The 25,153-nt window shown below is 71.9% G+C and carries 21 protein-coding genes, 1 tRNA gene and 2 pseudogenes; 6 read left to right on the top strand and 18 right to left on the bottom strand.

The genetic code is table 11. The annotated features are described in order from the left end of the window. Positions 1-83 precede the first annotated feature (83 nt). The 3 genes from ACFVYS_RS00445 to ACFVYS_RS00435 all read left to right on the top strand — a co-directional run bounded on the left by ACFVYS_RS00445 (position 84) and on the right by ACFVYS_RS00435 (position 1,926). Positions 84-965 carry a glycine betaine ABC transporter substrate-binding protein gene (locus tag ACFVYS_RS00445; protein WP_389498003.1) on the top strand — a complete coding sequence of 294 codons (882 nt, stop codon included), beginning with the start codon at positions 84-86 and terminating at the stop codon, positions 963-965. Between the two features lie 118 nt (positions 966-1,083). Beyond that, a complete protein-coding gene (locus tag ACFVYS_RS00440; RefSeq protein ID WP_389497408.1) occupies positions 1,084-1,662 on the top strand; it encodes an ArsR/SmtB family transcription factor in 579 nt (192 codons plus the stop codon). Between the two features lie 75 nt (positions 1,663-1,737). After that, positions 1,738-1,926: a hypothetical protein gene (locus tag ACFVYS_RS00435; RefSeq protein WP_389497406.1), complete on the top strand. Its 189-nt coding sequence runs from the start codon at positions 1,738-1,740 to the stop codon at positions 1,924-1,926. A 7-nt stretch (positions 1,927-1,933) separates the two neighbouring features. Here ACFVYS_RS00435 and ACFVYS_RS00430 read toward each other — a convergent pair whose 3' ends face one another. The 6 genes from ACFVYS_RS00430 to ACFVYS_RS00405 form a co-directional block, all read right to left on the bottom strand. Continuing rightward, on the bottom strand, positions 1,934-2,725 hold the full coding sequence (locus ACFVYS_RS00430; protein WP_389497404.1) for a PDZ domain-containing protein: 792 nt from the start codon (positions 2,723-2,725) through the stop codon (positions 1,934-1,936). A 200-nt stretch (positions 2,726-2,925) separates the two neighbouring features. Further along, complete coding sequence (locus tag ACFVYS_RS00425) at positions 2,926-3,576, bottom strand: IclR family transcriptional regulator (protein WP_020132430.1); 651 nt, start codon at positions 3,574-3,576, stop codon at positions 2,926-2,928. A 439-nt stretch (positions 3,577-4,015) separates the two neighbouring features. Then, positions 4,016-5,818, bottom strand: a complete 1,803-nt coding sequence (locus ACFVYS_RS00420) for a DEAD/DEAH box helicase (RefSeq protein WP_389497402.1) — start codon at positions 5,816-5,818, stop codon at positions 4,016-4,018. Positions 5,819-6,022: 204 nt separating this feature from the next. Beyond that, positions 6,023-6,391 carry a type II toxin-antitoxin system death-on-curing family toxin gene (locus ACFVYS_RS00415; protein WP_389497400.1) on the bottom strand — a complete coding sequence of 123 codons (369 nt, stop codon included), beginning with the start codon at positions 6,389-6,391 and terminating at the stop codon, positions 6,023-6,025. Next, positions 6,391-6,588: a hypothetical protein gene (locus ACFVYS_RS00410; RefSeq protein WP_142264566.1), complete on the bottom strand. Its 198-nt coding sequence runs from the start codon at positions 6,586-6,588 to the stop codon at positions 6,391-6,393. Before ACFVYS_RS00410 ends, ACFVYS_RS00415 begins: the two co-directional genes overlap by 1 nt. 42 nt (positions 6,589-6,630) lie before the next feature. After that, complete coding sequence (locus ACFVYS_RS00405) at positions 6,631-8,130, bottom strand: MFS transporter (RefSeq protein WP_389497398.1); 1,500 nt, start codon at positions 8,128-8,130, stop codon at positions 6,631-6,633. Between the two features lie 219 nt (positions 8,131-8,349). On the opposite strand from ACFVYS_RS00405, the gene ACFVYS_RS00400 reads away from it, so the two are divergent. Beyond that, positions 8,350-8,421 (top strand) — tRNA-Cys (locus ACFVYS_RS00400). 66 nt (positions 8,422-8,487) lie between these two features. Here ACFVYS_RS00400 and ACFVYS_RS00395 read toward each other — a convergent pair. Both ACFVYS_RS00395 and ACFVYS_RS00390 read right to left on the bottom strand, forming a co-directional pair. Continuing rightward, entirely contained in the window at positions 8,488-8,898 is a 411-nt protein-coding gene (locus ACFVYS_RS00395; protein ID WP_389497396.1) for a hypothetical protein, read from the bottom strand. Positions 8,899-8,964: 66 nt separating this feature from the next. Further along, positions 8,965-9,894, bottom strand: coding sequence for an alpha/beta hydrolase family protein (locus tag ACFVYS_RS00390; RefSeq protein WP_389497394.1), 930 nt, complete (start codon positions 9,892-9,894; stop codon positions 8,965-8,967). A 341-nt stretch (positions 9,895-10,235) separates the two neighbouring features. On the opposite strand from ACFVYS_RS00390, the gene ACFVYS_RS00385 reads away from it, so the two are divergent. Next, positions 10,236-12,680 carry a lamin tail domain-containing protein gene (locus ACFVYS_RS00385; protein ID WP_389497392.1) on the top strand — a complete coding sequence of 815 codons (2,445 nt, stop codon included), beginning with the start codon at positions 10,236-10,238 and terminating at the stop codon, positions 12,678-12,680. Between the two features lie 34 nt (positions 12,681-12,714). On the opposite strand, the gene ACFVYS_RS00380 is transcribed toward ACFVYS_RS00385, so the two are convergent. The 10 genes and pseudogenes from ACFVYS_RS00380 to ACFVYS_RS00335 all read right to left on the bottom strand — a co-directional run bounded on the left by ACFVYS_RS00380 (position 12,715) and on the right by ACFVYS_RS00335 (position 23,355). Continuing rightward, positions 12,715-13,947, bottom strand: a complete 1,233-nt coding sequence (locus ACFVYS_RS00380; protein ID WP_389497390.1) for an SUKH-4 family immunity protein — start codon at positions 13,945-13,947, stop codon at positions 12,715-12,717. A 187-nt stretch (positions 13,948-14,134) separates the two neighbouring features. Next, positions 14,135-14,263, bottom strand: a complete 129-nt coding sequence (locus ACFVYS_RS00375) for a hypothetical protein (protein WP_389497388.1) — start codon at positions 14,261-14,263, stop codon at positions 14,135-14,137. Then, entirely contained in the window at positions 14,260-16,569 is a 2,310-nt protein-coding gene (locus ACFVYS_RS00370; protein ID WP_389497386.1) for a xanthine dehydrogenase family protein molybdopterin-binding subunit, read from the bottom strand. The genes ACFVYS_RS00375 and ACFVYS_RS00370 overlap by 4 nt, the downstream gene beginning before the upstream one ends. Then, positions 16,566-18,347 carry a 2Fe-2S iron-sulfur cluster-binding protein gene (locus ACFVYS_RS00365; RefSeq protein WP_389497384.1) on the bottom strand — a complete coding sequence of 594 codons (1,782 nt, stop codon included), beginning with the start codon at positions 18,345-18,347 and terminating at the stop codon, positions 16,566-16,568. Before ACFVYS_RS00365 ends, ACFVYS_RS00370 begins: the two co-directional genes overlap by 4 nt. Beyond that, positions 18,344-19,237, bottom strand: coding sequence for an FAD binding domain-containing protein (locus tag ACFVYS_RS00360; protein ID WP_355701659.1), 894 nt, complete (start codon positions 19,235-19,237; stop codon positions 18,344-18,346). The genes ACFVYS_RS00365 and ACFVYS_RS00360 overlap by 4 nt, the downstream gene beginning before the upstream one ends. Before the next feature lie 237 nt (positions 19,238-19,474). After that, positions 19,475-21,130 carry a beta-N-acetylhexosaminidase gene (locus ACFVYS_RS00355; RefSeq protein ID WP_389497382.1) on the bottom strand — a complete coding sequence of 552 codons (1,656 nt, stop codon included), beginning with the start codon at positions 21,128-21,130 and terminating at the stop codon, positions 19,475-19,477. Position 21,131: 1 nt separating this feature from the next. Continuing rightward, a pseudogene (locus tag ACFVYS_RS00350) lies at positions 21,132-21,817 on the bottom strand (carbohydrate ABC transporter permease); the annotation flags it as partial. Between the two features lie 153 nt (positions 21,818-21,970). Continuing rightward, positions 21,971-22,123 (bottom strand): annotated as a pseudogene (locus ACFVYS_RS00345) (RNA-guided endonuclease TnpB family protein); the annotation flags it as partial. Positions 22,124-22,440: 317 nt separating this feature from the next. Next, positions 22,441-22,740: a DUF3039 domain-containing protein gene (locus ACFVYS_RS00340; protein ID WP_078616040.1), complete on the bottom strand. Its 300-nt coding sequence runs from the start codon at positions 22,738-22,740 to the stop codon at positions 22,441-22,443. Between the two features lie 42 nt (positions 22,741-22,782). Continuing rightward, positions 22,783-23,355, bottom strand: a complete 573-nt coding sequence (locus tag ACFVYS_RS00335) for a YqgE/AlgH family protein (protein ID WP_057600444.1) — start codon at positions 23,353-23,355, stop codon at positions 22,783-22,785. A gap of 278 nt (positions 23,356-23,633) precedes the next feature. Here ACFVYS_RS00335 and murA point away from each other — a divergent pair, with 278 nt between their 5' ends. Next, positions 23,634-24,980, top strand: coding sequence for a UDP-N-acetylglucosamine 1-carboxyvinyltransferase (gene murA, locus ACFVYS_RS00330; RefSeq protein WP_020132410.1), 1,347 nt, complete (start codon positions 23,634-23,636; stop codon positions 24,978-24,980). Positions 24,981-25,153 lie beyond the last annotated feature (173 nt).

The raw sequence follows: 25,153 nt of genomic DNA, 5'->3' as shown, positions 1-25,153 counted from the left end.
AGCGCTCCCGCCCGGTGATCGCCGGGGTGCTGGCGGCACTCGGCTGCGGGCTGGCCGGATGCGGGCTCACCAGCGGCTCCCCCATGGTCGACGACGTCTCGCCCGGGTCGATCGGACAGGGCGAGCCGCTCAAGGGCGCCGATCTCACCGTGACGTCCAAGTCGTTCACCGAGAACCTCATCCTCGGCGCGATGATGGGCATCGCCTTCGAGGCGGCCGGCGCGGACGTCCTGGACCGCACCGGCATCCAGGGCTCCATCGGCTCGCGCGAGGCGGTCAGGAACGGCGACGCCGACGCCATGTACGAGTACACGGGGACCGCCTGGATCACCTACCAGGGCAACAGCGAGCCCATCACCGATCCGCAGGCGCAGTGGCAGGCCGTGCACGACGCCGACCTGAAGAACGGCGTGACCTGGCTGCCTCCGTCGAGGCTGAACAACACCTACGCGCTGGCCATGAACCAGGCCAACTTCAAGAAGTACGGCACCAGGACGCTGTCGCAGGTGGCCGCGCTGTCGAAGTCCGACCCCAAGGCCGTGACGCTCTGCGTGGAGAGCGAGTTCGCCAACCGGGCGGACGGACTGCCCGGCATGGAGAAGGCGTACGGGATGTCCGTGTCGGCGTCGCAGATCACGCAGATGGACACCGGGATCATCTACACCCAGATCCAGAAGGGTGCCTGCACCTACGGGGAGGTCTTCACCACCGACGGGCGCATCAAGTCCATGAACCTGGCGGTGATGGACGACGACAAGAAGTTCTTCCCCAACTACAACGCGGCCCCCGTGATCAACTCCAAGGCGCTGAAGAAGTGGCCGGCGATCGCGAAGGTCATCGACCCGGTAACGAAGAAGCTGGACAACACGGTGGCCCAGGACCTGAACGCCAAGGTGGACGTCGACGGGGAGGATCCCCACCAGGTGGCACTGGACTGGATGAAGAAGGAGGGGTTCGTCAAGTAGCCGACCGCGCAGGGGACTTGCCGGAGCACGGGACGAGGGACGCACGCGGGGAACTTCCCGCAGGGAACTTACAAAGAAGTCGTTGCAAAGGACTCTTTGCAACGCTACCTTCGTGCGTATGCCGGAACAGCCCGACGTACGCAAGCTCGATGCCCGTTCGCTCCGCGGACTCGCGCATCCCCTACGCATGGAGTTGCTCGACACGTTGCGACGGAACGGCCCGGCCACCGCGTCGCAGCTCGCGGAACGGCTGAGCGAGTCCAGTGGCGCCACCAGCTACCACCTGCGCCAGCTCGCCGCCCACGGCTTCGTCGAGGACGATCCCGAGCGGGGCAAGGGGCGGGAGCGGTGGTGGAAGGCGGCCCACCACGGCCTGTCCTTCGACGACGAACTGCTCACGGATCCCGACCCTGCCGTGCGCGGCGCGGCCGACATGTATCTGCACGAGGTCGCGACCGGCCAGACGCGGGAGCTGTCGACCTGGCTGGGCAACCGCGGCTCCTGGCCCGAGGAGTGGAACCGGGTGTGGGACATGAGCAGCGCGACGCTGCGGCTGACCCCGGAGCAGACCCGCGAACTCATCGGCAGAATGCACGAGTTGATCAACGGCTACCGCGACCTGGCCGCCGACGCGGACGACGCCGGCACCGAGCGGATCCGCGTGCACACGCACGCCTTCCCCATCGCCACCGACTGACACCGCCGACCGACGCCACCGCCGACCCCGCCGACCAGCACCACCCACCGACGCACCGGACCGAGAGGCACCGCCATGTACATCGAGCACCAGCTCGCCCTGTCCCGCAACGCCGAGCTCCGCGTCCAGGCCGACGCCCACCGACTCGCCGCCGAGGCCAAGCGCCCGAGCGAACTGCGTACCCGCCTCGGCTGGACCCTCGTGGAGGTGGGGCTGCGGCTCGCCGCGGCGCCCGGGGCGAACAACCCGGCCGTCGCCTGGTAGCGGACCGCTAACAGCTCGGGACCGATCCCTTCCCCTTCTCCAGGGCGGTCAGCGCGCTCACCGTGCCCTTCAGGGTGGTGACCGGGATCAGCCGGAGCCCCTTCGGCAGCTCGGACTTGGCGTCGGAGCACTCGGCCTTCGGCACCAGGAACACCGTCGCCCCGTCCCGCCGGGCGGCCTGCGTCTTCAGGGCCACGCCGCCGACCGCGCCGACCGTGCCGTCCGCCTCGATCGTCCCGGTGCCGGCGATCGTGCGACCGCCGGTGAGGTCGCCGCCGCTGCCGTCGCCGTCGAGTTTGTCGACGATGCCGAGCGAGAACAGCAGCCCGGCGCTGGGGCCGCCCACGTCGGACAGCTTCAGGGTGACCTTGATGCCGTCGTCGCTGCGGTCCAGGTACTTCAGCGCGGCCTCGGTCGCGGCGTCCTGGGACTGCCGCATCTGCTCGGTGTTGTGCTGCTCGATCTCCTTGGTGCTCTCCCCGCTGGGGTAGACGGAGTCGCGCGGCATGATCGCCTGGTCGGTACGGAACCAGCCGTCGACGACGTCGGGGAGACTGACGTCCGTGTCGGGGTTGGTCGCCTCGATCGTCGTCATCCGCAGCTGCCCGCTCGTGTCCCGGACGGGGGCGCCGGTGATCGTGATGACCGGGTTGCCCTTGTTCTCACCGAGGACGTTCGCCGTCATGCCCGGCTGCGCCACCGAGAACGGCAGCGGCGCGAACGCGGCCGTCGCGAGCAGCGCCACGAGCGGCAGTGCGCAGACGGTGAGGGCCTTGGGGCGTGAGAGGCGTGAGAGCACGAGGTCAATCTAACGTGACGACGAGTTCCGGCTCGCGGCTGGATGCGGCGGGATGTCCTCCGGCCGACCGCGAGGCCCGGCTCCGTCTGCCCCCGCCCTGCCCTCGCCGTCCCCCCGCCCCTCCCGAGGCCGCCCTCGCGGCGGCGACGCGGTGCGGATGCGCGGTGCGACGACGCAGCGCGGTGCGACAGCGCGGTGCGTCAGCGCAGTGCCTCCGCCACCTCCCGCGCCGCGTCCACGACCCGGGGCCCCACCCGCTCGGGCACCGCGTCGGCCAGCATCACCACACCCACGCTGCCCTCGACACCGGTCACGCCCAGCAGCGGAGCCGCGGCACCGCTCGCGCCGGCCTCCAGCTCCCCGTGCGTCAGCGTGTAGCCGGGTTCGTCCGCAGGCCGCGCCGGGTTCTGCCGCGCGAAGAGGATCGCCCGGCCGGCGGCACCGCGGTCCAGCGGATGCCGGAACCCGGCCCGGTACGCCACGTGGTAGTCCGTCCAGGTCGGCTCGACGACGGCGACGGCGAGCGCCTCCGTCCCGTCCACCAGGGTCAGATGCGCGGTCGCCCCTATGTCCTCGGCCAGCGAACGCAGCGCGGGCAGCGCGGCCTCCCGCACCAGCGGATGCACCTGGCGGCCGAGCCTCAGCACCCCGAGGCCGACCCTGGCTCGCCCGCCCAGGTCACGCCGTACGAGTGCGTGCTGCTCCAGTGTGGCGAGCAACCGGTACACAACGGTCCGGTTGACGCCCAGTTTGTTGGAAAGTTCGGTGACGGTCAGCCCGTGGTCGGTATCGGCCAGCAGCTTGAGGACCTTCAGTCCTCGATCGAGCGTCTGCGAGGTCTCCGCGGTCACGACGCCCACTCCTTAAGTGGTGAGGTCGGCAACCTCCGTCGCGGCGGATGCGTCACCGAGTCCCGTCAGTGACGCGCTTCAGAGGCCGCCGATCGACAGATGGGCCCGGCGTGTCCGGGCCCAGTCGCTTCACGGCTGCGCTCCGCGGCGGCGCTGCCACGGGGCGTGTGCGTAGCGGGACAGTAGCGAAGCAGGTTCGCTGAGCGGAAGGCTCCGTCCAGAATCCGGTCAGTGGCCGGTATGGACTACTTGCATTTATCCCGATACGTACGGAGCGTGACGTCGTGGCTCGCGCCCCCTCGCCAGGGACCAGGGGCACCAGGGGCACCAGGGGCACCAGGGGCACCAGGGGCACCAAGGGAGCCAAGGGCACCAGACCTACCAGGAGCACCAGGCGCGCACCAGAGGCCCGGATGAGGCCAGAGGCCCGGATGAGGCCTCACTTCATCCGGGTCGCCCACTCCTGCACCTTGGCGATGCGCTGCCGCAGCTGCCCCGCCGTCGCCTCCGCGCTCGGCGGGCCGCCGCAGACCCGCCGCAGCTCGGTGTGGATCACACCGTGCGGCTTGCCGCTCTGGTGGACGTACGCCCCGACCATCGTGTTGAGCTGCTTGCGCAGCTCCATCAGCTCCTTGTGCGAGACGACCGGCCGCCGCTCGGCCGGCAGCTCCAGCAGATCGGCCTCGGAGTCCGGCCGCTTCTTGCTGTGCGCGATCTGCTTGGCCTGCCGCTTCTGGAGCAGCATCTGCACCTGGTCGGGCTCCAGCAGCCCCGGGATGCCGAGGTAGTCCTGCTCCTCCTCGCTGCCCGGGTGGGCCTGCATGCCGAACTCGGCGCCGTTGTACATCACCCGGTCGAAGACGGCCTCGGACTCCAGCGCCTCGAAGGAGAACTGCTCCTGCTCGCCGGTGTCCTCGTCCTGCTCCTTGTTCGCCTCGTCCATCTCCTGCTCGGACTCGGCGTACGGATCCTCCTCGCCCTCCTTCTTGGGCTTGTCGAGGGCGTGGTCGCGCTCGACCTCCATCTCGTTGGCGAAGGTGAGCAGATCGGGCACGGTCGGCAGGAAGACGGAGGCGGTCTCGCCGCGCCGCCGGGACCGCACGAAGCGCCCGACGGCCTGGGCGAAGAAGAGGGGCGTGGAGATGGTCGTCGCGTAGACCCCGACGGCGAGCCGCGGCACGTCGACACCTTCCGACACCATCCGCACCGCGACCATCCAGCGGTCGTTGCTGCCGCTGAAGTCGTCGATGCGGCTGGACGCGCCGGTGTCGTCGGACAGGACGAGCGTCGCCTTCGTCCCGGTGATCTCCCGGATCAGCTTGGCGTAGGCGCGGGCCGACTCCTGGTCGGAGGCGATGACGAGCGCGCCGGCGTCCGGGATGGCCTTCCTGACCTCGGTGAGCCGCTGGTCGGCGGCGCGCAGCACGCTCGGCATCCACTCGCCGCGCGGATCCAGCGCCGTACGCCAGGCCTGACTGATCGCGTCCTTGGTCATCGGCTCGCCGAGCCGCGCCGCGATCTCGTCGCCCGCCTTGGTCCGCCAGCGCATGTTGCCGCTGTAGGAGAGGAAGATGACGGGCCGGACGACCTGGTCGGCGAGCGCTGAGCCGTACCCGTAGGTGTAGTCGGCGGCCGACCGCCGAATCCCGTCGTTGCCCTCTTCATAGGTGACGAAAGGGATGGGATTGGTGTCGGAGCGGAACGGCGTACCGGTGAGCGCGAGGCGACGGGTCGCGGGCTCGAAGGCCTCGAGACAGGCCTCGCCCCAGGACTTGGAGTCACCGGCGTGGTGGATCTCGTCGAGGATGACGAGGGTCTTGCGCTGTTCGCTGCGGTTGCGGTGCAGCATCGGGCGGACGCCGACACCCGCGTACGTCACGGCGACGCCGTGGTAGTCCTTGCTGAGCGGGCCCGCGCTGTACTCGGGGTCCAGCCGGATCCCTATCCGCGCGGCCGCCTCCGCCCACTGCTTCTTCAGATGCTCGGTCGGCGCGACCACGGTCACCTGCTGCACGACATGGTGGTGCAGCAGCCAGGAGGCGAGGGTGAGCGCGAAGGTCGTCTTGCCGGCGCCGGGTGTGGCGACGGCGAGGAAGTCGCGCGGCTGCTCCTGGAGGTACTTCTCCATCGCCCCCTGCTGCCAGGCCCGCAGCTTGCTCGCGGTGCCCCAGGGGGCTCGGCCCGGGAAGGCCGGTGACAGGTGGTGGGAGTGGGAGGTGGAGGAAGCGGCGGTGGTAGTCACGGTCTCCGGGTTCGGGGTCGAATCAGAGGGGCCGCGCGAAGCGCGTCGGACGGGGCGGTGGGGCGGCTGGCGGGTGGATGGCTCGGCTCTCGGCTGTGTATGACAACCGGGCCACCCTACCGGCGCCCCGACGCCGTCAACGAGCGAACAAGGCCGGGTCGTGGGCGGGTGGGACCCAGGTCACAGAAGACGGGCGGCGCCGGCTCAGCGCGCGAAGCGCGGCAACCGGGCCGCGATCCCGGGCACGTCGAGGACGCCCTGGCACACGTCCAGCACGAACCGCTCGGCCTCGTCCACATCGAAGTCCACGTCCAGCGGATGACCGGCCAGGTGCAGATAGACCCAGGTCGCGTACCAGGCGATGCGCTTGTTGCCGTCGACGAGAGCGTGGTTGCGGGCCAGGGACTCCATCAGCGCCGCGGCCTTGTGCCACACGTCCGGGTACGCGTCCTGCCCGAACACGCTCGACCGGGGGCGGGCCAGGGCGGAGTCCAGCAGTCCGTAGTCGCGCACCTCGTCCGCCTCGAGCCGCCGGGTGAGGTTCAGCAGCTCGGGCAGCGTGACGTAGTGCATCAGGCGAGCCTGCGGTTCAACTCGGCGCTGGCCCGCAGCACGTGCTCGGCGGCCTCTTCGAAGAGCCGCGCGTGCTCGTGCACGGCCTTGAGCACCGCGTCGTGCGCGAAGGCCTGCATGCTGCGGCCCTCCGCCTGGGCGCGCTCCCGCAGGGCGTCGAGTTCCTCGTCCGTGAAGCGCAGGTTCAGTCCGGCCATGCGTCGACGGTACCGAACGGTACCGGCCGGTACCACATGGTTTCAGCGCGGTTCCGCCCGCAGCCGCGTCGTCACCCAGGCCCCGAACAGCGCGACGGCCGCCATCGGCAGGAAGACGGCGGCGAAGGCGGCCGGGTGGGACCCGGCGGACGCCGCGCCCGTGCCCGTGGCCGTGGCCGTGTGCGCCACGCTCCCGCCGCCGAGCGCCGCGAAGGCGGCACCTCCCGCGGACAGCAGCAGCACGTTGGACAGCCCGTCCGAGATCTGAAGGGCGGCGGAGTTGGCCCCGGCCTCCTCGGGGGCGGACAGCTTCAGCAGCAGCACGCTCGATGCGGCGATCACCAGCCCCATCCCCAAGCACCCGAAGCCCCAGGCCACGGCCACGGTCCAGACGGGCACGGAAGGGACCAGGACACCGGGCGCGGTGGCGATCGCGGCGGCCGCCAGCACCATCCCGAGCGCCATCAGCCGCTCCCGGTAAGGCTCCGCCCACGGCCGTGACTGCACCCACGACCCGAGCGCCCAGGTCGCCCCGCCGGCCGCGAGCGAGAACCCGGCGAGGGTCGGGCTCAGCCCCCGCTCCGTCACGAGCATCAGCGGCACGAAGGACTCGGCGGCGACGAAGGACCCCGCGGCCACCCCGCGCAGCAGCACGACGGACGGCAGCCCGCGGGCCGCCCGCCAGGTGCCGCGCGGGAGCAGCCCGAGCACGGCGGGCACGAGCAGCGCGACGCCCGCGGCGCCGGGGACGAGGGAGACCGGCCGCAGATCCTGGGCGGCGTACTGCAGCAGTCCGGCGCCGAGGGAGATCCCGAGGGCGAGCCGGATCCGCCGCCGGTCGAAGGGGCCCGCGGCCATGCCCTCCACGGGGCCGCCCGCCCGCCGCCGTATCTGGGGCAGCGCGAGCGCGAGCGGCAGCACCACGAGGGCGGGTATCCCGAGGAAGACCCACCGCCACCCCAGCTGCTCGGTCACCGCACCCGCGGCCAGCGGCCCGACCACGGACGGCACCACCCAGCAGGCGGCGAACGCGGCCATGATCGCGGGCCGCAGCCGCTCCGGGTAGGCCCGCCCGACGACGACGTACAGGGCGACGATCACCAGCCCGCCGCCGAGCCCCTGCACGGCCCGCCCGAGGATGAACATCCACATGCCCCCGGCGCTCCCGGAGAGCAGCAGCCCGGCCGCGAAACCCGCGATGCCCCCGCCCAGCGCCCCGAGCGGCCCCCGCCGGTCCGACCACTGCCCGGCGAACACCATCCCGAACAGGCTGGTGGTGAAGTACCCGGAGAACGCGAACGCGTACAACGCCACCCCGTCGAGCTCCCGCGCCGCCACCGGCATCGCGGTCCCCACGGCGGTCGCCTCGAAGGCGATGAGCAGCACGACGGAAACGATCCCGATGGTCAGGGCCCGATAGGAACGCCCGAGCACACTCCCGCCGGGCTCGCCGCTCCCGCCGCTCTCGCCGGCACGCTCCAAGGCGGCGGAGGACAGGACTTCGTCGGCGACACCGGTGTCGCGGGGTTCGAGGGCAGCCATGAGGGCCAGCGTAAGGTCCACAACCGACATTGACCCCTGTCGGAAGACGGGTCCCCGCCCGGGACGATGGTCCTACGACCACCACCGCGCACCCCCGTTTCATGAACGGCGTGTGGCAGTCCCGTTGCAGCCCCCGCGTCCCCCTTGAGCCCCGCCTCCCCCCACCCGTACGGTCGACGTACCAAGTTCGGAACGGGGCGAACACCCCACTCCCGACCTGGCCGTGTGCCCGAGTGGCTTAGGGACTCGCCTGCAAAGCGAGGCACGTGGGTTCAATTCCCGCCACGGCCTCTGACTGGCCTGACCAGGCAGAACGAGAAGGGCGGCACCCCGGAGGGGGTGCCGCCCTCTCTGTCGTCAGCCTGCGGAGCAGAGGCCGCCGTCCGGGCAGAACATCACCCAGGTGAAGTTGTAGCCGGTCCGTATGGTGACGGGGTTCGGTGTGGGGCCGTCGTTGACGTACGAACCCGAGTCGGGGGTGGCGGTGAAGGTGACCGTCGTGCCGACCTCGAAACTCGCGGTACAGGTGCCGGTCGGGTAGGGCTGCGGTTCCGGGTCGGTCGCGTACGGGTCCCACGCCGTCTGGTGGCAGTGGATGCCGGCGGGCTGGCTGGTGATGGTGCCGCCGCCCCAGCCGTCGCTGACCCACGCTGACAGTTGAGCGGTGGACTGAGCCTGAACCGGTGCGACGGAGGCGATCGCGGCGGCGGTGGCGAGTGCGGTGACGATCCCCGTCGCGCGCCAGGCGCCCTTTCCGTTCTTCCTCATGGAAGCTCCTCGGATCGAACCATGCCGACCCCCCACGACCAGCCTATTCGCCCACTCGGGTGCGTGCTACGGGAGCGGAAGGCCGGCCGCGCGGCCCCTGATCCACCGGGTCAGGCAGGTGAGGTGACCGGGTGCCGGGCGGGTGCCGTGGGCCGTGTGGAGGCGGTGGTCGGCGCCGGGGAACACCTCTGTGGTCAGCGTTGCCCGGGGGTGGCGGCCGGGGCGGCAGGCCGCGGTGCCGAACCGGCGGATACTCTCGGCGACGGGTACCAGCGGGTCCGCGCCGCCGAAGATCGCCAGGTGCGGGCAGCGCAGACGCAGCGTGTCCGGGACGGGGTCATGGTCCTGCTTGCGTTTGAGGAACTCCCAGAGGCGCTCGTCCACTCCCGCCCAGTAGTCGCCCAACGAGACCGCCCGGCCCGTGGATTCGACGAGGCGTGTCGCCTCCGTGAAGTCGGCGTCCCTGCGGCCCGCTTCGACGAGGCGGTCGAACAGGGCCAGGGAGCCGTCGACGTCGACGTCCGGCCGCGCTGGTTGCCGCTCACGCAGGGCGCGGGACAGCGCGTGACGTTCCTGGGCGGCCGGAGTCACCCCGGGGCAACTGTTGGTGATCACCCAGGCCGGGCTGTCCCGGGCGGTGGTGGCCGCGCGCAGCACGACCCAGCCGCCCTCGCTGTGGCCGAACAGGCCCACCGCCTCCGGCCGTACGCCGGGTTGCGCGCGGAGGAAGCCCAGCGCGGCGACCGCGTCGGCCGCCAGGTCGTCCAGGGTCGCGTCACGCCACTCGCCGGACGATCCGCCGACACCGCGCTTGTCGTAGGACAACACGGCGAGACCGGCGTCCACGAGGTGTCGGCGGATGGGCGGAAAGTACGTGTCGTTGTGCCGGTCCGACGGCCCGGACCCACCGACCATGACGACACCCCCCAGGGCCGAGTCGACCCGGGGCACGCCCGCCATGGCCACACCTGCCGAGGTCACACCTGCCGTGGTCACGTCCGCCGTAGCCACCTCAGCCGTGGTCGCAGCCGCCTCAGCCGCTGTAGCCGCGCCCGGGCACCCCGAGCCGCCGCCCGGCACCGTCAGCGAACCTGCCAGCCGCACCGGCCCGCTCGGGAAAGTGACGTCACGTGGGAGCGGATCCGTCGGCATCGGGCCTGTCTCCTCGTCTCGGCGGCGCGAACTCCCCCGGCGGACTCCCCCATCGGGGCAACACACCTTTCCGTTCCCCCGATTTAACCTACGCCCCCTTAACAAGCCCCTCTCTACGCGCGTAACTTGAGCCGACTCCCCCACACCGCCATCGGCCGTACACGACGTACGAGGAGACCTCCAGCGTGTCCAGACCCGTAGGAAACAGACCCCGCCGTGCCGCCTACGCGCTCATAGCCGTGGGTGTGGCGAGCGCGTTCGCCATCACCTCGCTGCCCGCCGCCTACGCGACGCCGTCCGCCACCGCGGTGATCTCCGAGGTGTACGGCGGTGGCGGCAACTCCGGGGCCACCCTGACCCGGGACTTCGTCGAGCTGGGCAACGCGGGGTCGGCGGCCTACGACCTGGCCGGGTACAGCGTGCAGTACCTGCCGGGTGCGCCGTCGGCGTCCTCGCTGTGGCAGGTGACCGCGCTGAACGGGTCCGTCGCCCCCGGCGGGCGCTTCCTGGTCGCCGAGGCCGCCGGGACCGGGGGGAGCACCACGCTGCCCACCGCCGACGCCACCGGGTCCGTCGCGATGAGCGCCACCAGCGGCACCGTCGCGCTCGTCTCCGGCACCACCGCCCTGACGTGCAAGACCGCCGCCGACTGCGCCGCCGACAGCCGGATCGTCGACCTGGTCGGCTACGGCAGCGCCCTCGTCCGGGAGGGCAGCGGGCCGGCCACCGGGGCCTCGAACAGCGCCGCCGTCGCGCGGGGCGCCACCCTGGGCGACACCGACGACAACGCCGCCGACCTGTCGGCCGGCACCCCCGCGCCCGTCAACTCCGCAGGACAGAGCCCCGGTTCGGGGGATGACGGCGGGGACGGCGGAGACGGCGGCGGCGATCCGACCACGCCCGGCACCGTCCGCGTCCACGACATCCAGGGCACCACCCGGCTCTCCCCGCTCGCCGGGCAGACCGTCAGCCGGGTGCCGGGCATCGTCACCGGGGTGCGGACCTCCGGGTCCAAGGGGTACTGGATCCAGGATCCGGCCGCGGACGCCGACTCCCGCACCAGCGAGGGCGTGTTCGTGTACACCGGGTCCGCCACGCCCACCGTCGGCGTCGGCGACTCCGTGCTGGTCAGCGGCAAGGTCAGTGAGTACTACCCGAGCAGCACCAGCCAGTCGGTCACCGAGCTCGCCGCGCCGACCGCGACCGTGCTGTCCAGCGGCAACGCGCTGCCCGCCGCCGTCGCCGTGGACGCCACCAGCGTTCCCGGCGCGTACATCCCCACCGCCGGGGGCGGCAGCATCGAGTCGCTCGCCCTCGAACCGGGCGTGTACGCCCAGGACTTCTACGAGTCGACGGAGGGCATGCGGGTCACGTTCTCCGACGCCCGTGTCGTCGGCGCGAGCGACGCGTACGGCGAGCTGTGGGTGACCGTCAAGCCGGACGAGAACGCCACGACCCGCGGCGGGACGCTCTACTCCTCCTACGACCAGCCGAACACCGGCCGGCTGGAGGTCATGTCGCTCGACACCACCGCCCCCTTCCCCTCCGCCGACGTCGGCGACGAACTGTCCGGCACCACCACCGGGCCGCTCGACTACTCGACCTACGGCGGCTACAACGTCCAGGCCACGCAGCTCGGCGCCCTGGTCGACAACGGGCTGAAGCCGGAGGTGACCCGCCGGCAGAAGGGCGACGAGCTCGCGGTCGCCACGTACAACGTGGAGAACCTGGACGCGCTGGACGCCCAGGAGAAGATCGACCGGCTCGCGCACGGTGTCGCGGTCAACCTCAACTCCCCCGATGTCGTAGCCCTGGAGGAGATCCAGGACGACAACGGCGCCGCCAACGACGGCACCGTCACCTCCGAGGCGACCCTGAAGCGGTTCACCGACGCCATCCGCGCCGCCGGCGGCCCCCGCTACCAGTGGCGCTACATCGCCCCCACCGACAACCAGGACGGCGGCGAGCCCGGCGGCAACATCCGCCAGGTCTTCCTGTTCAACCCCAAGCGGGTCTCCTTCACCGACCGGGCCGGCGGTGACGCCGTCACGGCCACCGGCGTGGTGAAGACCAGGAAGGGCCCGAAGCTCACCGCCTCCCCCGGACGCATCGACCCGGCCTCCGACGCCTGGGACAACAGCCGCAAACCGCTGGTCGGCGAGTTCGTCTTCCACGGTGAGACGGTCTTCGTGATCGCCAACCACTTCACCTCCAAGGGCGGCGACCAGCCCCTGCACGGCCGCTACCAGCCGCCGTCGCGCAGCTCCGAGACCCAGCGCCAGGCGCAGGCGGCCGAGGTGAACACCTTCGTCAAGTCCCTGCTGGCGGCGGACAGGAACGCCAAGACCGTGGTGCTCGGCGACCTCAACGACTACGAGTTCTCCGGGACCGTCACCACCCTCACGGCCGACAAGGTCCTCAAGCCGCTGATCACCACCCTGCCGGCCACCGAGCGCTACACCTACGTCTACGACGGCAACTCACAGGCCCTGGACCACATCCTCACGAGCCCGGCCGTCACGCACTACGACTACGACGTGGTGCACATCAACGCCGAGTTCGCCGACCAGGCCAGCGATCACGACCCGCAGGTCGTACGCATCGACGTCAGCCGCTGCCGCAGGGGCTGACCCGCGGAGCAGAAGAGCCGGTGCGGGCGCGGGGCTACGCGTACAGGCCCCCGCCCGCCTCGTCCTCGAAGACGCCCGGCCAGTACCGCCGGCCGTCGTCCGTGGGGACGGCCGGCACCGGGGTCGGGTCGCAGGCGACGGGGTCGACGGCGGCCAGTGTGCGGGACATCGTCTCGGCGAGCTGGTCGTAGGCCTGGGTCAGCCGGTGCACCGCGTCCAGGGCCCGCTCACGGCGTATCAGCCAGAGGGTGAACGCCAGCGTCGAGATGTCGGCGTTGAGCGGGCGCAGGCCGAGGTCCGGCTCGCTCCAGCTCAGCACCGCGCCCGTGGCGCCGTCGACGACGAGGCTGGTGTCCCCGAGGAGATGGCCCAGGCGGATCAGCCGGTCGGCGTTCGCGGGCAGCAGCTCCTCGGTGAGGACACCGCCGCGGCCGTCCGCGTAGTACTCGGCGAGGGTCTGGAGCGGCATGTCCGTCTCCAGCGAGAACCAGACGACCTGCTCCGGCAGGCCCACCTCGCGCAGGAAGCGGCGGGTCGGGCCGTGCGTCAGCGCCCTCGGGCAGTCGACGTCCTCGAAGCGGACGACCTCGCCGGAGCCGAACTCCTCGTCCAGGAGCCGGACCGGCAGATCCAGGGCCAGGCCGGACGCCGTGCCCGGACCCGCCACCAGGGCCAGCGGGCGGATCACCGCGGCCAGCTTCCAGAAGGGGCCGGACGCGCCGCCCGTGTCCCTCGCGCCCTCCTCGAAGACGGCCAGCAGCTGCCGTGACGCCTGCGCCACCGCCTTCGGCCCGAGCCGGCTCGCGTAGCAGGCGAACTGGCCGCGCAGGGCCGCCAGTTCGTCCACCGCCGTCGCGAAGCGCACCAGCTTCTCCAGGGAGGGCGCGAGCGGGCGGAGGTCCATCAGGTCGGGGCGGTCGTGCAGGAAGTACGTCGTGGAGATCTCGCCCGTCATCCCGTCGAGCAGGACGGACTCCGTCTCCCGGCCGTCGGCGCCCAGGAGTCCGCCTATCACCAGCCGGTCGCGCAGCTCCGCCGCCAGGCGGCCGTCGGGGTCGCCCGTGGAGTCCCCGACCGTGCGCAGGCCGTCCGTGCGCAGCGCCTCGAACGTCAGCAGGCCGGCGTCGCCCGGAGTCGCGGGCAGGCCGGGGCCGGTGAGCCAGCGGCGCGTCGGCGCGTGCGTGACGTACGGGTACAGCTCGTCCTCGGTGAAGATGATCGTCGTCGTGGCGGTGGTCCTGGTCGTGGTGGTCCTGGTCGTGCCCATCGGGTCCCCCGTGCGGAAAGTTGCGTGCGCCGTCCCACTGCTCCGCAGCCTATGCGGCACCACTGACAACGGCTCTGACCAGCGACAGCGCCCTGCACCCTGACAAGCACCCAGCACACCCGACACCGGTCTCGCACTGACAGACGCCGGCGGAGCCCCGCGAGTTCCCTCTTGGCCCGATCGCCCCTCAGGTCAGGTACACGCCGCCGAGCACCACGACCACCGCCGCCACCACGAACAGCACGATCCAGCCCAGCAGCTTGCCCACGCTCGGCGGGGGTTCGTACTGCCGGGAATCCGGTTCGGGCTCGCTCACCGGTCCGTCACCACCGCCGCCTGGGGCCTTATCGGCAGCCGGTTCACCGGGCGGCCCGTCGCGGCCCGTACGGCGGAGGCGATGGCGGCGGGCGAGGTGACCACCGGGACCGCGCTGGCGGCCTTCGCGCCGAACGGGGCGACCACGTCGCGTTCCTCGATCAGCTTGACGATCCGGATGTCCGGGGCGTCCAGGGCCGTGGGCAGCGCGTAGCCGGTGAGGTCGGGGTGGCGGATCAGGCCGCGCGGCGTGCGGAGGTTCTCGGTGAGCGCGATGCCGACGCCCTGCGTCACACCGGCCTCGATGCGCGCGGTGAGCTGCGCCGGGTTGAGGATGCGGCCGACGTCCTGGGCGACCGCCAGTTCGACGACCCGGACCGAGCCGAGCTCGATGTCGACGTCCACGACCGCGCGGATCGCGCAGAAGGCGAGGCCGACGAAGGCGTCGCCCTGGCCGGCCGCGTCCAGCGGCTCGGTCGGATGCGGGCGGCACTGGGCCGTCGCCCACAGCTCCTTGCCGCGCATCTCCTCCGTGACGGTCGTCGACAGGACGCCGTCGTACGAGGTGATCTTGCCGTCCGTGATCTGGAGCAGTTCCGTGGACATGCCGAACTTGTGCGCCAGGGGCTGGAGCAGCTGTGTGCGGACCATCTTCGCCGCACGCTCCACCGCACCGCCCGAGACCCAGGTGTGGCGGCCCCGGCAGCCGGGGCCCGCGGGCGGCTGGTCGGTGTCGACGGGGGCCACGTGCACCTCGTCGACGCCGAGCGTCTCCTGGACGATCTGGCGGGCCAGCGTCGTGAAGCCCTGGCCCGTCTCCACCGCCGCGCACAGGACCGTCGCGACCCCGTCCTGGACCTTCACGGTCGCCGTGGAGACCTCGTCGGCGCCCTCCGCGCCCAGCATGTGCACCATGCCGAGGCCGTAGCCGACGCCGCGGCGCACCGCGCCCGGTTCGCCCGCGCCCTCGGGGCCGCCGGGCAGCAGCCAGTCCTCCTCGGGGGTGTCCTTGGGGAGTGCCGGGAGGGGGAAGTCCTGGACGGCCTGGAGGAGTTCGGCCACGGGGGCCGGGCAGGTCACCGTCTGGCCGGTCGGCAGGACGTCCCCGGTCGCCATGGCGTTGCGCAGCCGCAGCTCCGCCGGGTCGATGCCGAGCTTCTTCGCCAGTTTGTCCATCTGCGCCTCGTAGGCGGCGCAGACCTGCATCGCGCCCTCGCCGCGCACATGGCCCGACGGCGGGTTGTTCGTACGGACCGCCCAGCCCTCGATGAAGGCGTTCGGGACGACGTAGGGGCCGCAGGCGAAGGAGACGGCGGCGGCCAGGGCCTCGGCGGAGGTGTCGGCGTACGCGCCGGCGTCCAGCAGGATCTGCGCCTCGACCTTCACCAGCCGGCCGTCGGCGTCGGCGTGGTGGCGGTAGCGCAGCAGCGTCGGATGTCTGTGGGCGTGGCCGAGGAAGGACTCCTCGCGCGTGGCCGTGAGTTTCACCGGGCAGCCGGTCTTGAGCGCGAGCAGGCCGAGCGGGAGCTGGAAGCCCTGGTCCTCGCGGTCGGCGGTGGCGCCGGGCACCCCGGTGACGACGATCTTCACGCGCTCGGGTTCGAGGCCGTAGCAGGCGGCGGCGGTGTCCCGGTCGGTGTGCGGGTCGGTGGAGGCGAGGTAGAGCTCCACGCCGCCGTCGGGACGGGGCACGGCGAGGCCGGCCTCGGCGCCGATCGGGGCGGGGTCGGCGCGGCCGATGCGGTACTGGCCCTCGACGACGATCTCGCCGGCCGCGGACGGGTCGCCGTGGTGCAGCGGGATGTGCCGGATCAGGTTGCCGTCGGGGTGCAGCGCCTCGGCCTCGAAGGCCTGCTCGGGGTCGATCACCGGGTCGAGCACCTCGTACTCGACGATGACGGCCGCGGCGGCCATCCGCGCGGTGTCGGGGTGGTCGGCGGCGACGGCCGCGATGGGCTCGCCGTGGTGACGTACGACGTCGGAGGCGAACACCGGGCGGTCGGCCCTGCCGCGGCCGTGCAGGGCGCGGCCGGGGACGTCCTCGTGGGTGACGACGGCCCGGACGCCGGGCATCTCCCGCGCGTGTGACGTGTCGATGGACACGATGCGCGCGTGCGGGTGCGGTGAGCGCAGTACGGCGGCCCACAGCAGGCCCTCGGCCCACAGGTCGGCGGCGTACGGGAAGGTGCCCTCCGTCTTGGCGCGCGCGTCGGCGGGCTGCAAGGAGGCGCCGAGGCCGTGCGGGATCGGCTCGGAGGCCGGGGCGGGATCCACGGGCGTCGTCGCGGTGACTGTCTCGTTGCTCACGCCTGGCCTCCGTCCTGGCCCTGTCCGTATGCCGGGTCATGCGGGTGGGGCTGTGCAGGGTTCTCGAACGCCGACGGGTGGACGCCTCCGGCGCCCGGTCCCGCCTGGTGCGGAATACGTGCCTCGTCGCCGTCCGTCTCGGCGTCGGCGGCGGCGACCGCCTCGCGTTCGGCGACGACGTCCTGGACGGCCCGCAGGACGCCCCGGTAGCCGGAGCAGCGGCACAGGTTGCCGCACAGGGCCTGGCGGGCCTCGAGTTCGGTGGGGGCGGGGTTGCCCTCCAGCAGGTCGTGCACGGTCATCGCCATACCGGGCACGCAGAAGCCGCACTGCACGGCACCGCACTTGGCGAGCGCCCGCTGCACGTCGGAGGGCCGGCCGTCGACGGCGAGGCCCTCGACGGTACGGATCTCGCTGCCGGCGGTGGTGACGGCCGGGACCAGGCAGGAGGCGACGAGCCGCCCGTCCACCTGGACGTTGCAGGCCCCGCACTCGCCCTGCGAGCAGCCGTCCTTGGCGCCCGCGAGGCCGAGCCGCTCGCGCAGGACGTAGAGCAGCGACTCGCCGATCCAGGCGTCGGTGACGGGGCGGTCGGAGCCGTTGACGCGCAGCGTGTAGCCGGCGAGGGGGTGTTCCTCGTGGAACGGCGCCGGGGCGTCGTCCGTCTCCTCCGTCTGCTCCGCGGGCCCGTCGGACTCGGCGGCCTCGGTGGACCGCGGGGTGGCGGTGTCGGGGGCCGCGTCCGCCTCGGGATCGTGCGCGGTGTCCGCGCTGGACCGGTCCTCGGGCTCCTCGGCCGGGCCGCGCGCGGCTCCGGGTTCGGCGGGCGGCTCCGCGGGGCCGTGCGCGGCCTCAGCGGGCTCGTGAGCGGCCTCGTGGGCGTGCCCGGCGTCCTCGGCCGCCTCGGCGGTCCGCTCGGCCTCAGCGGCCCGCTGAGCGTCTCGCTCGGCGGCCTCCAGGGGCCCGTTCGGCGCCACCGTGTACGCCTCTGCGGAGATTTCCGGCGCGAACGTCCCGGTCGGGTGCGTGTGCTGCCCGGTGTGCTCGGCGGTGGGGTGGTGCCGGTCGGGGTCCACCGCCACCGGGCCGTGCTCCGGCGCGTGCCCGAACGCGGACAGGTCCGTCGCCGGCCGCACGGCCGCGCCGGGCTCGTCGGGGTGCTGCCCCCACGCCTGGTCCGGCATGCCGTGGTCCGTCGGTCCTGCCGGTTCCGTCGCCCAGGGCGCGGACGCGCCGCCGGGCAGGGTGGCCGGGGGCGTGCCGCCCCACTGCTCGACCAGGGACGAGGTGGTGAACTCGCCCGACTCGTCGGGCAGGTCGCCGCCCGCGACGGGGATCGACCACTGGCCCGTCACGTCGTGGCCGGGCGCGGACCGCGGTGCGCCCGACGGCCCGGAGGTGTCCTCGAAGGCCCACTGGCCGGTCGCGCCGGGGTGGTACGTGAACCGGTCGTCGCCCACCGTCTGCGGGGTGTCCTGCGGAGGCGGCCAGTCGGAGCCGCCTGCCGGGGCCGCCCAGGTTCCGGTGCCGTCCGTGGGAGGCGCCACCGCTATCTGCGGCGGCACGTACCCGTGGCCCGGGGCGGCCAGCGGGCTGTCGCCGCGGGAGGCCAGGAAGGCGTCGATGCCGCCCTCGGGGAGCTTCACGAAGGCGGTCGCGCCGTCGTCGTAGTCCCCCTGGGGCAACGGGTCCCAGCGGCCGCCGCCCTGCGGCGCGCCCTGGCCCTGCCCGTCTTCCTGTCCGTGTCCGTGTCCGGGTCCGTGCTGGTCGTCGCTCACGACAGCGCCCTCCCCAGTGCTCGTCGGGCCAGCGCGGCGACGGTGCGCCGCAGGTGCAGTACGGCGGGCGGAAGTTCCGGTACGGAGCCGTCCACGCCCGGCACCGGGTCGGGGATGCAGGCGGCGGCGACGTACTCCCCGAAGGCGGTCAGCGCCTCGGGGACGATGGTGCGGCTGTTGTCCCAGTCGATGAGCCGGGCGACCCACTGCTCGGCCTCCAGCGGCCGCAGCGGCATCGGCGCTATGGCCCCGACGGCACACCTGACACCGCGCCGGGCGGGGTCGAGGACCAGCGCCACGGAGGCCACCGCGCGGCCCGGACCGGTGCGGCCGGTCGCCTTCAGGAAGATCTGCGGGGCGTGCAGCAGCGGCACGCGCACGTACCCGATGAGCTCGCCGCCGCGCAGCATCTCCATGCCGGCCAGCAGGTGCGACACCGGCATCTCACGGCGAGCCCCGCCCGGACCCACGATGATCAGGGTCGCCTCCAGCGCGGCCAGCACGGGCAGCGCGTCGCCCGTGGGTGCGGCCGAGGCGATGTTGCCGCCGAGGGTGCCCGCGTTGCGGATCTGCGGTGGGCCGGCGGCGCGCGCGGCCGCGGCGAGCGCCGGGATCAGGGCGGCGAAGTCGGGGCGGCCCATCCGCGCGTGGGTGAGCCCGGCGCCGAGCAGCGCGTGGCCGTCCTGGTACTGCCAGCCGCGGATCTCGCTGATGCGGCCGAGGCCGACCAGTCCGGTGGGCCTGAGCTGCCCCGAGTTGACGGCGGCCATCAGGTCGGTGCCGCCGGCCACGGGCACGGCGGCGGGCATGGCGGCAAGAGCCGCCACGGCCTCGTCCAGCGTCGTGGGCAGCGTGACGGCCTGCCCCGCCTGCGGTGCGTGCGTGGTCAAAACCGGCTGCCCCTTCCCGCTGCCCCACCTGGTCCCACCTGTGCTGCCGTACGGTACGTGCTGACAGGGCGGACGTGGCAACTCTGGCACATCTTCGCAACACCCGAACGCGGGGGTCCGCTAGGAGGCATTCGCCCACCTCACCGGATAGATGGTCCGTTTTCGTACGGCATCACCGGTGCGCGTGAATTGCCACTCTTCGGGGGCCGTGCCGGGGTTTATCCAGGACGGGCGGTATCACCGGTTCGGGGGCGGGCCGTCGATGGGGCGCCCCAGGACACCCGGCCGCCGCTGCCACGGCCTGGGGCCGGCCGGCGGGCGGTAGCCGACGCCCAGCGCGTCGAGCCGCTCGTAGTGCGCCTGCATCCGTCGCTCGAAGTCGGCGAAGTCCCGCTCCTGAGGGGCGGGCAGGGCGCTCCAGGCGACCTCGGCGAAGGCCGCGAGCCGGGGGAAGGCCTGGTAGTCCACGCGCGCGGAGTCCTCCATCACCTCGGTCCACAGGTTGGCCTGCGTGCCGAGCACATGCCCCGCCTCCTTCGGTGTCAGCTCCGCGGGAACGGGTTCGAAGCGGTAGACGTCCTCCAGGGTGCGCACGAACCCGATCGGCACGGGCTCGTCCGCGCCACCGTCCTGCCGGTGGTCCAGGTACACCTGCTGCTCGGGACACATCACGACGTCGTGCCCGGCCCGCGCGGCGGCGATCCCGCCCGCGTAGCCACGCCAGGACGACACGGCCGCCCCGTCCGCGAGCCCGCCCTCCAGGATCTCGTCCCAGCCGATGAGCCGACGCCCGCGCGCGGAGAGCCACTTGTCGAAGTGCCGGATGAACCAGGACTGGAGCTCGTCCTCGTCGGCGAGTCCGAGTTCCCTGATGCGGGCCTGCGCGGCCGGCGACTGCCGCCACTGGTCCTTGAGGCATTCGTCACCCCCGACGTGAATGAACTCCGAGGGGAACAGCTCCAGCAGTTCCTCGAAGACCCCCTCGTAGAAGCGCAGGGTGTTGTCGGTGGGGGCGAGTACGTGGGGACTGATCCCCCAGGTGTCCCAGACGGGGAGGGCGGTACCCCCCTCGGCGGATGCGGTGCCGGCATCGGTGTTGCCGAGTTCCGGATACGCGGCGATCGCCGCCTGCGAGTGGCCGGGGAGGTCGATTTCGGGGACCACGGTGATATGCCGCTCGGCGGCGTAGGCGACGATCTCCCGGATGTCGTCCCGCGTGTAGAAGCCACCGTGCGGCTTCTCGTCCCACAGCGGTGAGGCCCGGTGGCCGAATTTCGTGCGCGCCCGCCAGGAACCGACCTCGGTCAGCCGGGGATACCGCTCGATCTCGATCCGCCAGCCCTGGTCGTCCGTCAGATGGAAGTGGAAGACGTTGAGTTTGTGCGCCGCCATCAGGTCCAGGTAGCGCAGAACGCCGTCCTTGGGCATGAAGTGCCGCGCGACGTCGAGCATGAGGCCGCGCCAGCGGAAGCGGGGCGCGTCCTCGATGATCTGGTGCGGGACGCCGTAGGTGATCCCCGGCCGCACCGGGGCGCGCCGGAAGGCGTGCCGGCCGAGCAGCTGGCGCAGCGTCTGCGCGCCCCAGAAGACGCCGGCCGGACTTCCGCCGCGGATCTCGATGCCCTGGTTCGCGAGGACGCTCAGCTTGTACGCCTCGGGCTCCATCGTGTCGTCCAGAGACAGCTGTACGGAGTCTCGGACGTCCTGCGGGCCGGGTCGCAGGGGCACCCCGAAGGCGGCGCCGAGGGTGGCGCGCAGCCAGCGTTCGGTGCCCTCCGTGCCGGGCGCGGCCCACAGGGTGGTGTTCTCGTCGATGTGGACACCGCGGCGCCCGGGGCCGTCGACGGCACACGGCGCGGGGACGAGGTCGATGAGGTCGAATGCAGAAGTCACATCAGTCCTTTACCGCTCCGCCCAGTCCGGAGACCAGCCGTCGCTGAACGAGTACGAAGAACACCAGAACCGGAATCGTCATGACCGTGGAACCCGCCATCACACCGCCCCAGTCGGGGTCGTCCGGCTCGTAGAAGACCAGCAGGGCCATCGGCAGGGTCGACTGCGAGGTGTCGCTGATGATGAAGGACTTGGCGAACAGGAAGTCGTTCCAGGCGGAGGTGAAGGAAAACACGCTCGTGGCCACCAGACCCGGCAGGACGAGCGGGAAAAAGGATCTGCCACAGAAAGCGGGTACGGCTCGCCCCGTCGAGGTACGCGGCCTCCTCCAGTGCCTCCGGAACCGCTTTCACGAACCCTCTCGGCATCCAGATCGCGAAGGGCAGCGAGAAGGCGATGTGAGGCAGGATCAGGGACCCCAGGGTGTTCAACTGGCCGAAGTCCCGCATGAGGAAGAACAACGGGATCGTCAGCGCTTCCACGGGCACCATCCGGGCCACCAGGAACATGATCAGCAGGGTGGTGCGGAAGCGGAACCGGAATCGGGTCACGGCGGTCGCGGCGAGAAACGCGATCACCCCGGAGGCGATCAGCACGGCGCCCGCCACGACCAGGCTGTTGAGGAAGTAGCGGCCGAATTGCTGCTGCCCGAGGACGCGCCCAGGAATCCAGCGAGGGCGCGAGCGTGCGGAGCGATCCTTCGAGTGTTGCAACATACGCAACGGCTGATTCGATCTGCACAACACGTCGGAGGCTAGGGGCTACATGAGCCCGCCTGCAAGAGGTCTCAACCACTCTCTGAATCCCTCCCCTCCCCAAGGGAAAGGGATTCCTGGCTCGGGCCGCCTCCTGGAGCAGCTCTCCAGGAGGTCTTCCGCCATCGGCGCCAGCCGGGTTTAGACCAGCCCGGACGAGCATGACGCGTGCGGAGTTCTTGTCCCGTGGGGACACGTTTCCGCACGCAGTGCAGGTGTAGGTGCGCTCACCCAGCGGCTGGGGCCCCCACGCCATGGCGACGCATTCGTTCCACACCCACAGGCACCGATCCCACTCCGCAGCCAGGGCGGCGCGGGCTGCGGACGACACGCGCAGCCGGCAGGTGTACCGAGCATGACCGGCCTCCACGGCCACCACCCCGACCAGCGATCACCGGAACGTGCGTTCACATAAGCTCTCGCGCCAAAGGTGACGGAACGCGGCATGGCGCGCCAGACGGGCCGGTCAACCCAGACGTGCCAGAGACCAAAGGCCCCCGGGGCGCGTCACATCGCGCCCCGGGGGCCTCGCAAAGCCCCTACGAGTCCCTACGGCTACTTCTTGTCGCCGCCCTTGCCCTTGTCGTCTCCGCCGCCGGCCATCGACTCGAAGATCTCCTTGCACATGGGGCAGACGGGGTACTTCTTCGGGTCGCGGCCGGGCACCCAGACCTTGCCGCACAGCGCCACGACGGGCGTCCCGTCGAGGGCGCTCGCCATGATCTTGTCCTTCTGGACATAGTGGGCGTAGCGCTCGTGGTCCCCGTCGCCGTGCGACACCTGCGGCGTCGGCTCCACGAGGGTCCCCGTCCCAGTGCCTCGCTGGGGCTGGGTCTCAGGCTCAAGAGTGCTCATGGCGCCAAGGGTACTGAAGCCGGGTACCGAAGCTCACACCCGTCAGTTGAGCGAAGCGTCGTCCGGATACGTCGCCACCATCGCGAGTTCGCTGCGCTGGCGGCGCAGCACCTCGCGCCAGAGTCTCTCGGGGGACGGCGAGGAGACATCGCCCGGTTCGGACTCCACGACGTACCAGGCGCCCTCGCCCAGCTCGTCCTCCAGCTGGCCCGGACCCCAGCCCGCGTATCCGGCGAAGATCCGCAGGGAACCGAGGGCCGAGGCCAGGAGTTCCGGCGGGGCCTCCAGGTCGACGAGGCCGATCGCGCCGTGCACCCGGCGCCAGCCGAGCGGGGTGCCGTCGACGGCCGCGCCACCGGGGATGACGGCGATCCCGAGGGCCGAGTCGAGGGACACCGGGCCGCCCTGGAAGACGACACCGGGTTCACCGGTGAGATCCGCCCAGCCCTCCAGGATGTCGCTCACGCCCACCGGGGTGGGCCGGTTGAGGACGACACCGAGGGAGCCCTCCTCGTCGTGGTCGAGAAGGAGCACCACCGCACGGTCGAAGTTCGGGTCCGCCAGGGCGGGCGTTGCCACGAGCAGCCGCCCCGTGAGCGAGGACACCTCGGTCATGCCAGACATGATCCCGCATCTTCCCGTGAAGTGGGGAGGCAATGCGGGCACACGGGACGCGCACGGGCGCTGTCCGGGCGCACAGGCCCGCGGGGCGGGCGGTGGTGACCCCATGTGCCCGGTGGGAAACGGTTCGTGTTGTGACACAGCTATGACGTACCTGGGTGGTCCCTGGGCTTACGGGACAGGGGTCGACGGCGATTACTCTGTCTCATCTGGCCCTGCCCCCGACACCAACGGCCCTTGCCCCAATCCACCATCCATGGAACGCGAGATACATGACCGTCAACGGCTCTGACGACGTACTGCTTGTCCACGGCGGCACCCCGCTCGAGGGCGAGATCCGTGTCCGCGGTGCGAAGAACCTCGTACCCAAGGCCATGGTCGCCGCCCTGCTGGGCAGTGAGCCGAGTCGGCTGCGCAACGTTCCGGACATCCGTGACGTGCGGGTCGTCCGCGGCCTGCTCCAGCTGCACGGTGTGACGGTCCGGCCGGGCGAGGAGCCGGGCGAGCTGGTGCTCGACCCGACCTACGTGGAGAGCGCCAACGTCGCCGACATCGACGCCCACGCGGGTTCGAGCCGGATTCCGATCCTGTTCTGCGGCCCGCTCCTGCACCGCCTCGGCCACGCGTTCATCCCGGGCCTGGGCGGCTGCGACATCGGCGGCCGGCCCATCGACTTCCACTTCGACGTGCTGCGGCAGTTCGGCGCGAAGATCGAGAAGCGGGAGGACGGCCAGTACCTGGAGGCCCCGCAGCGGCTGCGTGGCACGAAGATCGTGCTGCCGTACCCGTCGGTCGGCGCGACCGAGCAGGTACTGCTGACGGCCGTCCTGGCGGAGGGCGTCACCGAGCTCGCGAACGCGGCCGTGGAGCCGGAGATCGAGGATCTCATCTGCGTGCTCCAGAAGATGGGTGCCATCATCGCGATGGACACCGACCGCACGATCCGCATCACCGGTGTCGACAAGCTCGGCGGCTACAACCACGCCGCCCTGTCGGACCGTCTGGAGGCCGCCTCCTGGGCTTCCGCGGCGCTGGCGACCGAGGGCAACATCTACGTCCGCGGCGCCCAGCAGCGCTCGATGATGACGTTCCTGAACACCTACCGCAAGGTGGGCGGCGCCTTCGAGATCGACGACGAGGGCATCCGCTTCTGGCACCCGGGCGGCCAGCTGAAGTCCATCGCGCTGGAGACGGACGTCCACCCCGGTTTCCAGACGGACTGGCAGCAGCCGCTGGTCGTCGCCCTGACGCAGGCCACGGGCCTCTCGATCGTCCACGAGACGGTCTACGAGTCCCGCCTGGGCTTCACCTCCGCGCTCAACCAGATGGGCGCCCACATCCAGCTGTACCGCGAGTGCCTCGGCGGCTCCGACTGCCGCTTCGGGCAGCGCAACTTCCTGCACTCGGCGGTCGTGTCGGGCCCCACCAAGCTCCAGGGCGCCGACCTGGTCATCCCCGACCTCCGCGGCGGCTTCTCGTACCTGATCGCCGCCCTCGCGGCCCAGGGCACCTCCCGGGTCCACGGCATCGACCTCATCAACCGCGGCTACGAGAACTTCATGGAGAAGCTCGTGGAGCTGGGCGCGAAGGTCGAGCTGCCGGGCAAAGCACTCGGCTGACCCCCACCACCTCACCCCGGCCCGGAACGGCCTTGCTCCCGGCCGGGGGTCCGGGGGTCGCCCCCCGGGCAGGCACAGCATGGAGAAGCTCGTGGAGCTGGGCGCGAAGGTCGAGCTGCCGGGCAAAGCACTCGGCTGACCCCCACCACCTCACCCCGGCCCGGAACGGCCTT

Source organism: Streptomyces sp. NPDC058295 (assembly GCF_042880655.1).
GTDB classification, from domain to species: domain Bacteria; phylum Actinomycetota; class Actinomycetes; order Streptomycetales; family Streptomycetaceae; genus Streptomyces; species Streptomyces coriariae.
The sequence above is the reverse complement of the archived record's forward strand: the minus strand, read 5'-3'. Positions and strand labels throughout refer to the sequence as shown.